The sequence below is a fragment of the Corynebacterium sp. 13CS0277 genome (assembly GCF_002994655.1).
In the GTDB taxonomy this organism is placed as follows: domain Bacteria; phylum Actinomycetota; class Actinomycetes; order Mycobacteriales; family Mycobacteriaceae; genus Corynebacterium.
Map to the genome: position 1 here is coordinate 1 of NZ_PPDL01000001.1, position 13,692 is coordinate 13,692.

14 protein-coding genes are annotated in these 13,692 nt (G+C 66.9%); 6 read left to right on the forward strand and 8 right to left on the reverse strand.

The window, feature by feature from the left end:
* Positions 1–1,016 precede the first annotated feature (1,016 nt).
* Positions 1,017–1,196, reverse strand: a complete 180-nt coding sequence (locus C1Y63_RS00010; RefSeq protein WP_106014412.1) for a hypothetical protein — start codon at positions 1,194–1,196, stop codon at positions 1,017–1,019.
* Between the two features lie 336 nt (positions 1,197–1,532).
* Between C1Y63_RS00010 and C1Y63_RS00015 the strand changes: the two genes are divergently transcribed.
* Positions 1,533–2,363, forward strand: coding sequence for a CPBP family intramembrane glutamic endopeptidase (locus tag C1Y63_RS00015; RefSeq protein WP_158256037.1), 831 nt, complete (start codon positions 1,533–1,535; stop codon positions 2,361–2,363).
* 149 nt (positions 2,364–2,512) lie between these two features.
* On the opposite strand, the gene C1Y63_RS00020 is transcribed toward C1Y63_RS00015, so the two are convergent.
* From C1Y63_RS00020 to C1Y63_RS00030, 3 genes are all read right to left on the reverse strand, one after another.
* Positions 2,513–3,334, reverse strand: a complete 822-nt coding sequence (locus tag C1Y63_RS00020; protein ID WP_106014414.1) for a CE1759 family FMN reductase — start codon at positions 3,332–3,334, stop codon at positions 2,513–2,515.
* Between the two features lie 218 nt (positions 3,335–3,552).
* Positions 3,553–4,719 (reverse strand): CE1758 family FMN-dependent luciferase-like monooxygenase, encoded by a 1,167-nt coding sequence (locus C1Y63_RS00025; RefSeq protein WP_106014415.1) that lies wholly within the window; start codon positions 4,717–4,719, stop codon positions 3,553–3,555.
* Positions 4,720–4,852: 133 nt separating this feature from the next.
* Positions 4,853–5,317 (reverse strand): MarR family winged helix-turn-helix transcriptional regulator, encoded by a 465-nt coding sequence (locus tag C1Y63_RS00030; RefSeq protein ID WP_106014416.1) that lies wholly within the window; start codon positions 5,315–5,317, stop codon positions 4,853–4,855.
* 251 nt (positions 5,318–5,568) lie between these two features.
* On the opposite strand from C1Y63_RS00030, the gene ilvA reads away from it, so the two are divergent.
* The 3 genes from ilvA to C1Y63_RS00045 all read left to right on the forward strand — a co-directional run bounded on the left by ilvA (position 5,569) and on the right by C1Y63_RS00045 (position 9,209).
* Positions 5,569–6,846 (forward strand): threonine ammonia-lyase IlvA, encoded by a 1,278-nt coding sequence (gene ilvA, locus C1Y63_RS00035; RefSeq protein WP_106014417.1) that lies wholly within the window; start codon positions 5,569–5,571, stop codon positions 6,844–6,846.
* Between the two features lie 204 nt (positions 6,847–7,050).
* Complete coding sequence (locus C1Y63_RS00040) at positions 7,051–8,565, forward strand: MFS transporter (RefSeq protein ID WP_106014418.1); 1,515 nt, start codon at positions 7,051–7,053, stop codon at positions 8,563–8,565.
* Entirely contained in the window at positions 8,565–9,209 is a 645-nt protein-coding gene (locus tag C1Y63_RS00045; protein ID WP_106014419.1) for a YigZ family protein, read from the forward strand. The genes C1Y63_RS00040 and C1Y63_RS00045 overlap by 1 nt, the downstream gene beginning before the upstream one ends.
* Positions 9,210–9,251: 42 nt before the next feature.
* Here C1Y63_RS00045 and C1Y63_RS00050 read toward each other — a convergent pair whose 3' ends face one another.
* Positions 9,252–10,088, reverse strand: a complete 837-nt coding sequence (locus C1Y63_RS00050) for an alpha/beta fold hydrolase (RefSeq protein WP_158256038.1) — start codon at positions 10,086–10,088, stop codon at positions 9,252–9,254.
* A 115-nt stretch (positions 10,089–10,203) separates the two neighbouring features.
* Here C1Y63_RS00050 and C1Y63_RS00055 point away from each other — a divergent pair, with 115 nt between their 5' ends.
* Both C1Y63_RS00055 and C1Y63_RS00060 read left to right on the forward strand, forming a co-directional pair.
* Positions 10,204–10,443: a hypothetical protein gene (locus C1Y63_RS00055; RefSeq protein ID WP_106014421.1), complete on the forward strand. Its 240-nt coding sequence runs from the start codon at positions 10,204–10,206 to the stop codon at positions 10,441–10,443.
* A 10-nt stretch (positions 10,444–10,453) separates the two neighbouring features.
* Positions 10,454–10,828: an RNA-binding S4 domain-containing protein gene (locus C1Y63_RS00060; RefSeq protein ID WP_106014422.1), complete on the forward strand. Its 375-nt coding sequence runs from the start codon at positions 10,454–10,456 to the stop codon at positions 10,826–10,828.
* Positions 10,829–10,957: 129 nt separating this feature from the next.
* Here the strand turns inward: C1Y63_RS00060 and C1Y63_RS13135 are convergent, their stop codons facing one another.
* The 3 genes from C1Y63_RS13135 to C1Y63_RS00070 form a co-directional block, all read right to left on the reverse strand.
* Complete coding sequence (locus tag C1Y63_RS13135) at positions 10,958–11,092, reverse strand: hypothetical protein (RefSeq protein ID WP_255414012.1); 135 nt, start codon at positions 11,090–11,092, stop codon at positions 10,958–10,960.
* 166 nt (positions 11,093–11,258) lie between these two features.
* Complete coding sequence (locus C1Y63_RS00065; protein WP_106014423.1) at positions 11,259–12,260, reverse strand: GTP pyrophosphokinase family protein; 1,002 nt, start codon at positions 12,258–12,260, stop codon at positions 11,259–11,261.
* Between the two features lie 258 nt (positions 12,261–12,518).
* Complete coding sequence (locus C1Y63_RS00070) at positions 12,519–13,334, reverse strand: hypothetical protein (protein ID WP_106014424.1); 816 nt, start codon at positions 13,332–13,334, stop codon at positions 12,519–12,521.
* Positions 13,335–13,692 lie beyond the last annotated feature (358 nt).

Sequence of the window (13,692 nt, forward strand, 5' to 3'; positions counted from 1 at the left end):
TCTTCGGACGTCGGGCCGTTCGGTGCGGCAGCTGCAGTATCAGCAGCGCAACGGAGCTGAGGCTGAGAAGGGGGTGGGTGCCGTGGACGATTAGTACGGCCGGCCGGGCAGTCGCGTGTCGTGATGGCGCGTGATCTGTGGGGTTAGTGCGTGCATTTTTGGTGGCGCTGAGCGTGCACAATTACATGGCGCTTGACACCGCGTAAGCACCGTTGGGCTTCTCCGCTAGGTTCGAGTCCTGGCGTGGCTACAAGACAACAACCCCATACACCCCCCACAGCCCCGTTTTCCGAGGGCTGAAGCGCTGGTGTGTGGGGTTTTGTCGTACCTGAAAACACGCGTCCCGCAACGGTGCCAAGAAATCAACAGTCCTGGAAAAGGACGAACACAACATGAAGCCTTTAAGAGACAACCCCTTCGTGGTGCACCTCGTCGCTAAGAACACCGGCCAGGCCGGTGGCGGGTACGGGGAGGAGAATGCCCCGCTACGGGGACTGCTGATGCGGGCGGCGCGACACGGGCTAAGGAAGATACCGTCGACGCGGATGCCAGCTCCAAGGCGGATATTGGGGAAGCGAACGCCGGCGTTGCAGACTAGGAACTGGGTGATTCTGCTCAGCAGGAGCTCGGGGAGAAACTGAGCCGCCTGAAGGGACACTGCATGCGCCTGACCGGAGGGTTTCTGCAGGAGAGGGCTGAGATGGCTGTCTGCCGCTCCGATTAAGCGCTGCCCTTGTAATCCCTGGAGCGACGGACACAGTCGACCGCGCGGGGAGTTCTGCCCCGTCAGGTGTTTGTGTGATTGGCTGGATTTCCTCGGCCGGGTCGGTTGGCATGCCACTGCTGTACCTCGGCGGCGTTCCACAGGGGTGTGCGCTTGTCGAGGTAAGCCGTAGGTTGCGGGGCATGCTTCGTGACGTAGAAGCGCCATGTCGCGGGCGTGATGCCGCAATGGGAGGCGCAGTCGGTAGCGCGCCACAGTTCCTCGCCTGTGGTGGCGTCGATGATGCGGGGGACTACTTGCGCCACAGCGGGTGCCGTCCGATGTCATAAGCCAGCCCTATAGTTGCGGTGATGCCGCCGGCAAGCACCAGGGAGCCGCCGATCACCGGAGGAAATCCGAGTTGTGCGACAGTGACGGCGGTGAGGAAGAGAATCACCGTGATGGTGGGGGCGTTCTCTGCAAGATTCTTCATGTTGGACGATCTTAGTTGGTGGGGTGGGGATGGTTCCTGGATGTTTCGGCCATCCAGGGGGTGCTCCTGCCAACGGCTGGAGGGAGCCCGGGGATGGCCCTAGTACTGGCAGTAACCAGGGCTATGACCGCGACGGCGGTGTCATGTAATGCGAGCTTCTTCATGAGGCGTAATCCTATTGGCGAAGGCCGGAACGAGGCCCTGGACGTGTGTTCGATCTGCGAGGTGTCGGACTTGTCGGTGCTTCGTGCCGTCGGTGTTCGCAGTGTAGGTATCCCTGGTCGTGGCCTTCGCCGTTTCGCTCTGTCGGGGGAGGTGGGCATAGGATTTTTCGCTATGGCATTGAACGAGACTCCGATCCCCGTCACCTCTGACGCTTCGCACGCGGCCGCCCGGGTGCGCTTCCCCCGCAGCATTTGGGCGGAGGAACCCACCACCACACCGGCGCCATTGACGTGGCGGGATCTCGTGGCTGCTGCCGCGATCCCGGTGATTTTCTTCGTCGGCATCGTTGGCATGCACCTCACGGATGGTCGCCCGGGGGAGGCGTTCGGTGTGCGGCTCGGCCTCGTGGACGTGGTCGTGCGTGTGGCTCTCTGCGTGGCGTTGGTGGTCGCCTACCGGCAGATGTTTGCCCACAACTGGGCTGCGTTGAAGCGGGCCCCGTGGGCTACGACGGGCATCGTGATCGCTGGCGCGATTGGGCTGCAGGTGGCGATCGCGCTGGGGCGGCTGGTGATTCCCACGCCCACGCCTGGTGCTGACAGTGGTGATTCTGCCCAGCAGGCGGTCACCTGGGGGAGCTTGGCGCTGCAGGCGGTGCTGCTCATCAGCCCGGTTGTCACCGTCTTCATTGAGGAGGTCGTGTTCCGCTACACGTTCCTGCAGCGGCTGCCCGTGTGGTCCCACCCGGTGTTGTTGGCTGTCGCGGTGGTGCTCAACTCGATGGTGTTTGGCGCGATCCACTACTACAACTTCGGCGGCGATATCGTGCAGACGATCCCGTACATGTTCGCCGGCCTGCTGATGAACCTCATGTACCTGTGGACCCGCAACGTGTGGGTGCCGGCGCTCATGCACCTCGTCAACAATGTGCTGCTCACCTACGGTGGTTTGATCCTGTTGGCGGTGTTCCACCTCTTTGGTCTCACGGAGGCCATGGGTTAGACCCCGAGGTTTCCCGCAGGGTGGCGACGGTCGTCTCTGCACGATGCGTGTGGCCCCTGGCGTGCGACAGTGTGTCGCCAGCCAGGGGCCATCGTCGTATGGAAGGGGATAGGGGGCCCACCCGCCGTGGGCGTGGGCAGGTATTGCGCCTACTGGGGGCGGTGTGCGGAGAAGTAGTCCTCCATGGGAACGAAGTCGCTGAGGGTAGGACTCAAGGTGCCTTTCGTCCCATCGGCGTTGAGTGCCGGTGCCTGCGCGCCTCGCCCCGGGGCCCCCACCTCCTGGGTGGTGGGTGTGGCCGCGGGAGGCGCCGCGGGGGCAGCGCCATCGGTGTGGGCGGGCATCTCCAGGCGGGGGCTGAGCACGTGCGCCAGGGTGTGCTGCACGAGCTCGGCGGCGGCGCGCTGGATGCGGGCATCCAGGTCGGTGCCAGCCTCACCGAAGTCGGCGGTTGCGGCAAACACGCCCGTCGGGATGGGGTGTGCCCGCAAGGCGCCGGCCAGCGGGCGGAGCGCGTGGTCTAGCGCCAGGCTGTGCCGCGCCGAGCCGCCCGTCGCGGCCAGCAGGATCGGGGTGCGGCGAATCCGGTCGGTGCCCACCAGATCCATGAAGGTCTTAAACAGGCCCGAGTAGCTGCCGGCATAAATCGGGGTGACCAAGGCGATGCCGTCGGCGTTCTCCATCGCCGCCAGGGCGGCATCCACATCATCGTTCGGCAGCCCGGTGACGAGCACGTCCATCATGCGGTACGCGAGGCTTTTCACATCGATGTGCGTGATCTCCACTGCGGCGCCGTTGTGGGCGGCGATGCTGGTGACAGCCTCGTTGAGGGAACGGGCTAACAAGTCGGTCGACGAGGGCGTCGAGAGGCCCGCGCTCACCGTGGTGATCCGCAGCGGCCGGTGCAGCCCCGGGATACTCCGAGTGGTGGGCTTCTTAGCGGATGCGGGGGAGGACGGGGTGGTGGTCATGGTGTGCTCCTTGACAATTTGCGGTGGTGGGGTGCGCCAGCACCAGGCGGTGTCCGCCTGCAGGCGCGGGATAACGAGGGAAAAATCAAAGCTATGAGAATAAAAGGGGGTGAAGAAGAGAGGGGTGCAGAAGAGAAGGAGACAACGGATTCGCGTGGACGAATCCCCACCGGGGAGGGGGACTCCCCGGTGGTGGGCGCCGCGGCTGCGGGGGAAGCTTAGCGCTTGTCCTCGGCGCGCAGGCCGGTCCAGTTGTCGCCGGTGTGGAAGCGGTAGTCGTCCCGGTATTCCTCACCTGCGGCGGCGAGCTGCGCGTCGCGGGCCGCCACCAAGGAGGCGTGCGTCGGCGCGTCCGGCACGTCCGCCGGGCGGTTGTCGTCGTACTCCTTCCGCAGGGCGGGGGCGACCTCAGAACCGAGGATCTCAATCTGGTTGAGCACCTCGGCGGTCGGCAGGCCGGCGTGGTCGATGAGGAACATGATGCGCTGGACGTTGCCGTAGTCCTCCCGCATGGCGGCGTAGCGGTCGATGACCTGCTGCGGGGACCCCACCGTCAGCGGGGTGTGCGCCATGAAGTCCTCCAGCGGGGCCCCGTGCCCGTAGACAGGTGCCTCGTTGTAGTAGGGGCGGAACGTGTCGATCGCGTCCTGGCTCTTGGGCGCCATGAAGGCGTGGGCGCCGATACCGACGATGGCTTGCTCCGCAGTGCCGTGCCCGTAGTGGGCGTAGCGGGCGCGGTACAGGTCGATCATTTCCTTGGTGTGCTCCGGCTTCCAGAAAATGTTGTTGTGGAAGAAGCCGTCGCCATAGTAGGCGGCCTGCTCAGCGATCTGCGGGGAGCGGATGCTGCCGTGCCACACGAAGGGGGCAACACCATCCATGGGGCGCGGCGTGGAGGTGAAACGCTGCAGCGGGGTGCGGTGCTTGCCGCTGAAGTTCACGACATCCTCCCGCCACAGGCGGTGCAGGAGATCGTAGTTCTCCACCGCGAGTTCGATGCCGTCGCGGATGTCCTTGCCGAACCACGGGTAGACGGGGCCGGTGTTCCCGCGGCCCAACGTCAGGTCGAGGCGGCCGTCGGACAGGTGCTGCAGCATCGCGTAGTCCTCGGCGATCTTCACCGGGTCATTGGTGGTGATCAACGTGGTAGCGGTGGTGAGCTCCAGGGTGGAGGTCTGCGCCGCGATGTAGCCCAGGGTGGTTGTCGGTGACGAGGAGAAGAACGGTGGGTTGTGGTGTTCGCCGAGCCCGAAGACGTCCAGGCCGGCGTCCTCGGCGGCGCGGGCGATGGTGACGATGTCGCGGATCCGCTCGTGCTCGGTCGGGGTGGTGCCGGTGACCGGGTTGCGGGTGATGTCGGAGACGGAGAAAACGCCGATTTGCATGATGTGTGCTCTTTTCTGTGTGCCAGGCGTGGCCTGGGAGTTCTTTGGTTGAAGGGGTGAAGAAGGGGAAGAGAAGAAGAGGGGACAGGGACGGTGGACGAGCCACCGGGGCGGGGGCGTGGCGCGCCGGGCGCTAGCTGGGGGCGTGCCGGTCGGCGGCGTCGGGGCCTTGGCTGGGGCTTGCCGTGAGGGCGTCGATGAGGCTGCCGAGGGTGTCGAGCTGTTGCTCGCTCAGACGGTGGAAGAAGTGCTCGTAGACCCAGGCGTCGTGGGTGGTGCCGACTGCTTCGAAGGTGCGGCGGCCCTCGTCGGTGAGGGCGACGATGGAGGCGCGTTTGTCTTCGGGGCTGGGGGTCTTCGTGATGAGCCCTTTGCTCACGAGTCGGGTCACCGCCCGGGAGAGCCCGGAGGTGGTGAGGACGAGTTCCGCGCCGAGGCAGTTGATGGTCGGCGGGGTGGGGGAGTGGTAGATGGTGGCGAGGATGTCGAACTCGCTGAGGCTGAGTCCGGAGTCCTTCCTCACGGTGGCTTCAAGGCCACCGATGAGGGTGCTGGTGGTGTGGAGGAAGCCTTTCCACGTGTCCCATTTCGTTGTCATGTCACGAACTATAGCGCCGATTACTTGCGCGCGCAAGTAACTGGGGTCTGGTGACGTGCGAGAGATCGCGAAAAGTGCTTCTATGCAGGGGATATATTCCGCTGCGCTCGGGCGGCAGTGGGGGTCGTTGGGGGCCGTAAGGGGCCTGCATACTGGCTCAGGGGTGGGCTGCAGGATGGGGGAAGAAGCGCGCGAGGGGAGGCGTCCACCTGATGCATTCCTGCTGCACGCTGCGGGCTATACTTTTCCGCATGACTTCGCACGCACCCTCGGACGCCATCCACGCCGCAGACATCCAGCTCGCCCAGGCCCGCATTTCTGCCGTGATTGCCCCGACGCCGCTGCAATACTGCCCCCGCCTGTCGGAGGAAACCGGTGCCGAGGTGTACCTCAAGCGCGAAGACCTCCAGGACGTCCGCTCCTACAAGATCCGCGGCGCCTACAACAACATCAGCCAGCTCACCGACGAGGAGCGCACCGCCGGCATCGTGGCCGCCTCCGCAGGCAACCACGCCCAAGGCGTGGCCTACGCCTGCCGCACCCTGAAAATCAAGGGCCGCATCTACGTGCCGAACCAGACCCCGAAGCAGAAGCGGGACCGCATCATGGTGCACGGCGGCGACTGGGTCGAGGTCGTCGTCACCGGCGACTCCTTCGACGAGGCCTCCGCCGCCGCGCACACCTACGCCGAGCAGCAGGGCGCGACCATGGTCGAACCCTTCGACGCCCGCAACACCATCATCGGCCAGGGCACCGTCGCCGCCGAGATCCTCGCCCAGCTCACCGCCATGGGCAAGCAGGCCGACAAGGTCATCGTCCCCGTCGGCGGCGGCGGGCTCATCGCCGGTGTCGCCTCCTACCTGTCGGACATGGCACCCCACACCGCCATCGTCGGCGTGGAACCCGCCAGCGCGGCCTCCATGCAGGCCGCCCTCGACAACGACGGCCCCGTCACCCTGGACACCATCGACCCCTTCGTCGACGGTGCCGCCGTCAAACGCATCGGCGACCACAACTACGAGGTCATCGACCGCAACCGTTCCCGGGTGCACATGATGAGCGTGTCCGAGGGGGCCGTGTGCACCGAGATGCTGGGCCTGTACCAAAACGAAGGCATCGTCGCCGAGCCCGCCGGTGCCCTCTCGGTCGCGGGGCTCACACAGCTGCACAACCGAGCCGGCGAAGTCGTCGTCTGCATCATCTCCGGCGGCAACAACGATGTGCTGCGCTACAACGAGATCGTGGAGCGCTCCCTCGTGCACCGCGGCCTCAAGCACTACTTCCTCGTCAACTTCCCCCAGGAACCCGGCCAGCTGCGCCTGTTCCTCTCTGAAATCCTCGGCCCCAACGACGACATCACCCTCTTCGAGTACTTGAAGCGCAACAACCGCGAAACCGGCACCGCGCTCGTCGGCCTGCAGCTGGGGGCGGCCAGCGACTTGGAGCCCCTCCTCGAGCGCATGGCGGCCTCCCCGATCGCCTGCCAGCAGCTCCAGCCCGGTACCCCCGAATACGAGTTCCTCACCTAACCTGCGCTGCGCGGCACCGATGCCGCGGAGCATCCAGCCGACGCTTGGGCGGCGTTGTGCGCCCGCATCGTTCCTCGCCGATGCCCGCGCACCGCGCGGGCGTCGGCTGTGGCGCATCTGGCACCACGCCCGGGGGCGTGAGATGTGTAGCTCGGGTGCTGCCCCGCTAGGTGGGGTGGGCGGCCCACGGTTTAGAGTTGTCGGGTGAGCACTCAACCCGAACCCCAGACCAGCACCACCGATCCGGACGCAGCCGCCGCCCAGGCGCGGGCGGAGTCGTGGCCGCACCGCTGGTGGGGTGTCGTGGTCCTCACGTTCGCGCTGGCGGTCCTCGCGGTGGACGCCACCGTGCTGAACTTCGCCATCCCGGCGATCACCGAAGACATCGCACCGACCGCACCGCAAATGCTGTGGATCGTCGACATCTACGCATTTGCACTCGCCGCACTGCTGGTGACGATGGGCAACGTTGGCGACCGCTTCGGCCGCCGCAACGTGCTGCTGTGGGGCACCCTGTTCTTCGCGCTCGCCTCCGCGGCCGCAGGCCTGGCGCACACCCCGCAGATTCTCATCGTTGCCCGCTTCGTGCAGGGTATCGCCGGCGCCTGCCTCATGCCGTCGACGCTGTCGCTCATCAGCGCCATGTTTAAAGACCCCGCGGAACGCGCCCGCGCGGTGAGCATCTGGATCGCGGTGTACTCCGTCGGTGCCGCCGCAGGCCCCCTCATCGGCGGGTTCATCCTCAACCACTTCCACTGGGGTGCGATCTTCTTCATCAACGTGCCCCTGTGCGCCGTCGTCATCGTCGGCGGTCTCATGGTGCTGCCGAAGTCGCGGGCCGATAACCCGCCGGCCCTCGACGTCAAGGGCGCGCTGCTGTCGGTGGTGGTGCTGCTCAGCCTGGTCTACGTCATCAAGCTGCTGCCCCACGAGGGGCCCACCCGTGCCGTCCTCCTCGTCGCGGTGGTGTGCGTGGCCGCCGGCGTGGTGTTGGCCCGCCACCTCCGCCGGGCCACCAACCCCGTCATCGACGTCGTGCTGCTGCGCGACCCCACCTTCGCCACCATCGTGCTCGTCAACGGCATGAGCATGTTCCTCTACCTCGGGGTGATGTTCTTCCTCGCGCAGTACCTCCAGGTCGTCTCCGGGTACTCGGTGTCCCAGGCCGCCTGGCTGATGTTCCCCGGCCTGGCGCTCGTCGTGGTGTCCACGCTCATCACGGGACGGATCATGACGAAGGTGCCGATCCGCCTGCTGCTCATCATCGCGCTCATCGGCGCCATCGTCGGCTGCCTGCTCATGGGCGCGGGCGCATGGATCGAGTCCGGCCTCGCCATCGCCCTGGCCTTCGTGCTGCTCAACTGCTCCCTGGGCATGATCGACCCCGTGAGCAACGCCTTCATCCTGCAGGCCGCGCCCCCGGAGCGTGCCGGCTCCGCCGCCGGCATGAGCGAAACCGGCTACGAACTCGGCGGCGCGTTCGGCACCGCCATCCTCGGCTCCATCGTCATGAGCGTCTACGCCCGCCTGCTGCCCAGCGAGCCGGCGCTGCCGGCGGCGGCGAAAGAATCGATCGCCACCGCCCACGAGCTCGCCCACGACGCCGCCCAGCTCGCCGAGATTGATCTGGCGTTTTCCACTGGTGTGGTTGTCGCCTGCGGGGCCGCAGCGCTCATCGGCGCCGCCGTGCTCGCCGCGGTGTGGAGGAACATCCGCTAATGCAGGACACTTTCCTCGTGCCCACCCCCGGTACGCTCGTCACCTGCGAGCTCGCCATCAAACGCTCCCGCTTCATCACCTACCTCACACGGGTCGACGACGAGGCGGCGGCGCGGGAGTTCATCGCGGAGATCAAACACACCTACCCCGACGCCCGCCATCACTGCAGTGCCTTCATCTACGCTGTCGACGATGCCAACCCCGTGGAGCGCTCCTCCGATGACGGGGAGCCCTCCGGCACCGCCGGCATGCCCATGTTGGACACGCTGCGCGGCTCCGGGCTGAGCAACATTGCGGCGGTGGTGGTGCGCTACTTCGGTGGCATCAAACTCGGCACCGGCGGACTCGTGCGGGCCTACTCCGACGCCGTCGCAGCAGGCCTGCCGCAGGTGGTGCCGGTGCGGCGCAGCCGCCAAGACATCTTCACCCTGGAGCTGCCCCACACGGACGCCGGCCGCATCGAGGCCGACTTGCGGGGGAGGGGATACGCCATCGTCGACACCGTCTACGGGGCAGGCGTCGAACTCCACATCGCCTGCAACCCCGGGGAGGGCGAGGCGCTCGCCGGCATTGTTGCCGGGCTGACCTCCGGGGCGGCGGCCCCGAAAGAAGCCGGCACCCGCTGGGTGGAATACCCCGTGTGACGCCGCTGGCGGGGCGTCACACGGGGGCACGCTCCTGCCGGTTTAGTCGTGGAACAGGCCCTGCGCGCCTGGGGCACCCGCCGCGCCATCGGCTGCAGGGGCGCCCAGGTGCGAGACGAAGTCCCGCACCGCCCGCCACGCCACCAGTCCACTCGGGGAGACCGCCGCGGCGGGAAAATCGTGGAACCCGGACCCCACATGCAGGTGGGTGACCTCCGGGCGGGTGGCGAGCCGTGCCGCATCCGGGGCGAGAATATCCCTGCCCCCGGAGATCACCAGCGTCGGCGGAAGCGGGCGGGAATCCCACAGGGGGGAGACATCCGGGTCGTTGAGATCCCGCCCGCCGGCGAAGCCGGAGGCTGCGCGGCGCAACACCTTCACATCGAGAAGCAGATCTGTCGCCCCCGCTGGCACCTCACTCAAGGTGAGATCCAGCCACGGGCAGATGAGCACCACCCCGCGCACGGCCTCCGGGTGCTGGGCCGCGGCGGCGGCCGCCAGGTTCGCTCCCGCCGAATCGCCGACGAGGATGACGGGCCCGTGGACGGCAGCCGCCTGCCGGACCGCGGCGGCCACCACGGGGCGGATCTCCTCCGCGGTGCCGCCCACCGGGTACTCCACACACAGCACATTCGTGCCGACCAGCTTGTCGAGTGCCCACACCATGCGCTGGTGATTGTCATCGAATCCCTCGATGAACCCGCCACCGTGGATGAACACCACCTGCGGCTTCGTCTTCGTGTTCCTCAGCCGCCGCACCCGCCGCAGGGCGGCGAGCTCCACCCGGGCCTGCAGGCCGCTGAAACGGCCGGCGAAGACGGTGCGCGCACGAGGCGGCGTCGCAGCAGTGGCGGGGGCAGGGGAGGCAGCATCACTCATGCTGTCCACTCTAGGCCCGGGCACGCCCCGGGAGCGGCGACGGCGGCACGCACCCGCTTCGATGGGTGGCTGCGCTGCGGGGTTTTTCATGTGCGGTGGCTAGAATGAGTGCACTATGACGATGCAGCAGTTCCCCCACCAGTCCAATCCGATCGAGCGCCGCAAGCAGGCCGTGCGCAAATACACCCAGCGCGGTGCCATCTACGCCGGTACGGGCATCGTCGGTGGCATCGCACTCGCGCTCATCGCCGGAAGCGCCACCTGGCTGGTTATCGGCTTGGTCGTCGCCGTCGTCGGCGGCGGGCTGAACTACAAGCGCGTCAAGGACATCGTCAACTACCGCGACCCCCAGTAACCGCACCCCCATGAGTGCCTCTGCACGCATCGACGCCTGGGTGTGGGCCGTGCGCCTGACGAAAACTCGCACCATGGCTGCCGCCGCCTGTAAGGCGGGGCACGTGAAACTCAACGGCGCGGCCGTGAAACCCTCCCAGCAGGTCGTCGTCGGCGACCGGGTGCGGGTCTGGGTCGACCACCGCGAATACGACGTCGAAGTCACCCAGATCATCACCCGCCGCGTCGGCGCGGCGATCGCCCGCACCTGCTATATCGACCACAGCCCGCCGCCCCCGCCGAAAGAGATCCTGCTGTCGATCCCCACCCGGGATCGGGGTGCCGGGCGGCCGACGAAGCGGGAACGCCGCGAGATCGATCGGCTGCGCGGCCGCGACAGTCGCTAACAGCACACAACGCCCCACCGTCTTGGTTCCTCCGTCCTCCACCACAGGCCTCCGCGCACATGCTGTGCGCAGGCAGGGGAGAATAAGGGGGATGTCGACGGTGGGGCGTTGTCGGTGTGGGGCGGGCGCTTAGTTGCTGCTGCCGAAGGTGCCCCACTGGGCGGGCGGGAAGTCAATGTTCATCCCACGGAAGAAATCGGCGATCGCCAAACCCCAGACGTGGAGAAAATCGGCCAGCTGGGGGAAATCCTGCAAAGAACTCATGAGGGGTTCTCCTAAAACACACTTCGGGGGATGTCGGGGACGGGGCTGCGCGCACCACATGCGTGCGCGCGTGACCTCCCAGCCTACGCGCCGAACCAGCACTGCGCAGCCGCCGCAGGTCACCCCACCACCCACAACCCATGCGGGCGCGACTATGGACTCGCGTTTACGTGTCGCAGATGCCGGCGGCCTGCATGATCTTCCGCCGCTTCTTCAACCGGCCCTCGCGCTGCGAGGCGCGGTTGCCGGAATCCTTCGTCCGCTCAATGTGATCGTCGCCGAACTTCAACAACAACAAATCATCAATGATGCGCAGCTGGCTCGGCGGGAAACGGTACTTCATCGAGGCCTCCACCGCGGAGATATCCGCCTCGTTGAGCAGCCGCTTCAACTCCGCCACGGTGGTCACCCCGTTGCGGCTGAGCAGGTCCTCCATCCACGGGTAGTACTCCGTCTTCGCCCGCGGGAAGCGGGTACCGGTGAGCATCGTCAAAATACCCGGCAGCGTATCGGCGGAAATCTCCACGTCCTTCGCGCCCGCCGGCACTTCCTCCTGGATGGCCGCAATCTGGTCGAACTGCTGGTCCGCCAACTCAATGAGACCTGCCGCCAAGGTAAACGCCCGATCCACCCGGGGGTCGAGCTCCCCGCCGGCACCCTTGTAGCGGATGTCGTGCTCGAACTCCGCCCACGCGTGCTGCAGGACGGTGCGCACCTGCACCTCGAAGACGAGACCCACGTAGTCGTGCAGATCCTCACAGGATTCGGTGACCTGCAGGATGAGGTGGTGGGAGCCGTAGCCGAACCCGCCCGAAATGCGGGTCTGCGCGGCCTTATCCACCTGCTTGCGCACGAGGAACGACTTCTTGAGCACCCCGATGACGTCCGGGATCGCGGTCGAATGGAAGGTGGTGATGCGCACCCCGACGACGTCGACGATCTCGTTCCACGGGTCGGCGTAGAGGAAACTGCCGTCCGGGTTCTTCTTCATCGCCTTCATCTTGAGCGAACGCCACTGCTTCACCCGGGCGGTCACCCGGTCGTAGTTCACTCCGGCATCCGCCAACAACTCTTCGATGGCGTCGATGAAATCTTCCGCCGCGAGCGGGTTCGCGCGGCGGAATTCGTTGTAGCTGGCCTTCAAGGCGCTCGTGCGTTTGTGCGGCATAATCGACACCCCAGCATAGTCCGGCCCCTGCCGCCCGGCACACGGCACCACCGGCGCACGCAAAGGCAGCCGGGGCCGGCGGGCGGCGACGGGCATGACAGCACCAGCAGTGGACGCCACGTGCGCTGTGGCGGTACTGCGCCCCGGGGGCGCGGGTGGGGGTGGGGAGCGCTCGGCATAGCAGTCCTTGGAGGAAGCGGGGGCCTCAGACGTGGGAATTGGCGGGCGTGGGGACCGCGCAGGGCGGCACAGTCGGGCTCAGGCGACGCGCGTGAGGCTGCGGAAGGGTGTCATGAGCATCGGGTGCGGCGCCGTCGTCGCGGGGATCTGGTCGACACCGGTGGCCGCCGGATAGCCGGCAGAGTAGACGATGGGGGAGGACACCAACGCCTCCGCGGTGGCGGTCTCCGCCGACACCATGAGCTCCTCGACCCCCATGCTGGCGGCGAGGAGCAACCTCCCGTCAGCGAAGGCCAGGTATTCGACCTCAGCGTCCATGAGCCGGCACGCCGAATCGTGCAGGATGCTGAACAGGCAGGGGTGTGCCAACCAATCCTTTGCGGCGGCCTTGCCGGGGACGCGGACCTCCAGCACCATGCCCGGCACCTGTGCGGTAGCCAACGCGTCTGCGCTAATACCGACCTGCGGCTGCGGGCCGGGTGCCGCCGGGAGGGCGATACCCGCAGCGCGGAGATCCCGCGCCCCGCAGGGGCCCACCCGGGGGATTCTCGGACCGCTTCGAGGGCCGCGGGGAAGAAACTGCAGCTGGGCCTGGGGATGGTTGATCGCGGCGAGCACGTTTTCCGCAGCGCGGTTCCACCATGTCACCGTTGACCCGGGGAGCTGGTACAGCTGCTCCCAGGACACGGCTCCGTTCTGCGTGACGAAGGACGTGCCGAGGGTGGCGCTGAGCGCCAGCACCACCGGCGAGCGCCGGGATGGTAGCTGCGCCCGGTGCGGCGGGCGGGCTGTGGGCGCATCCTCGCCCGCGAGATCCTCGCGGGGGCGGACCACCAGCTGCGGCAGCAGGCCGGTGGTGTGGCTGTGGCTGTGGTTGAGAAACGTCATCGACATGGCAGGCGAACTCCTGGGAAACACCGCGCCCCACACATCACAGCCCCCTGTGCCACCATCACGACGACAGGCGGGATGCACGCGATGGTGACACGTGGGCACAGTGGGGTGCTGTGGGGCACACACAATGGTCACAACGCCGGGAAACTTCCGCCCCGGGGGAGGGAAGAGCTTCCCGGCAGCTTGCCATGACACGCGCCGGTGTCCATGTGGTGCCACCGGGGGTGGCAGATCCGGCAAGCACACCCGGGCAGGGGTATATCTGTGCTGCTCAGCGGTGGAAAAAAAATTTCTGCCCCTTACCCCCGCACCGCCGCTGCCCGAAAGAGGGTGGGGAGTTCCGTGCGGGCGCTATAGC

Coding starts and splice junctions, on each gene's coding strand:
- C1Y63_RS00010 (WP_106014412.1), bottom strand. CDS start 1,196: ATGAAGAATCTTGCAGAGAACGCCCCCACCATCACGGTGATTCTCTTC.
- C1Y63_RS00015 (WP_158256037.1), top strand. CDS start 1,533: ATGGCATTGAACGAGACTCCGATCCCCGTCACCTCTGACGCTTCGCAC.
- C1Y63_RS00020 (WP_106014414.1), bottom strand. CDS start 3,334: ATGACCACCACCCCGTCCTCCCCCGCATCCGCTAAGAAGCCCACCACT.
- C1Y63_RS00025 (WP_106014415.1), bottom strand. CDS start 4,719: ATGCAAATCGGCGTTTTCTCCGTCTCCGACATCACCCGCAACCCGGTC.
- C1Y63_RS00030 (WP_106014416.1), bottom strand. CDS start 5,317: ATGACAACGAAATGGGACACGTGGAAAGGCTTCCTCCACACCACCAGC.
- ilvA (WP_106014417.1), top strand. CDS start 5,569: ATGACTTCGCACGCACCCTCGGACGCCATCCACGCCGCAGACATCCAG.
- C1Y63_RS00045 (WP_106014419.1), top strand. CDS start 8,565: ATGCAGGACACTTTCCTCGTGCCCACCCCCGGTACGCTCGTCACCTGC.
- C1Y63_RS00050 (WP_158256038.1), bottom strand. CDS start 10,088: ATGAGTGATGCTGCCTCCCCTGCCCCCGCCACTGCTGCGACGCCGCCT.
- C1Y63_RS00055 (WP_106014421.1), top strand. CDS start 10,204: ATGACGATGCAGCAGTTCCCCCACCAGTCCAATCCGATCGAGCGCCGC.
- C1Y63_RS00060 (WP_106014422.1), top strand. CDS start 10,454: ATGAGTGCCTCTGCACGCATCGACGCCTGGGTGTGGGCCGTGCGCCTG.
- C1Y63_RS13135 (WP_255414012.1), bottom strand. CDS start 11,092: ATGAGTTCTTTGCAGGATTTCCCCCAGCTGGCCGATTTTCTCCACGTC.
- C1Y63_RS00065 (WP_106014423.1), bottom strand. CDS start 12,260: ATGCCGCACAAACGCACGAGCGCCTTGAAGGCCAGCTACAACGAATTC.
- C1Y63_RS00070 (WP_106014424.1), bottom strand. CDS start 13,334: ATGTCGATGACGTTTCTCAACCACAGCCACAGCCACACCACCGGCCTG.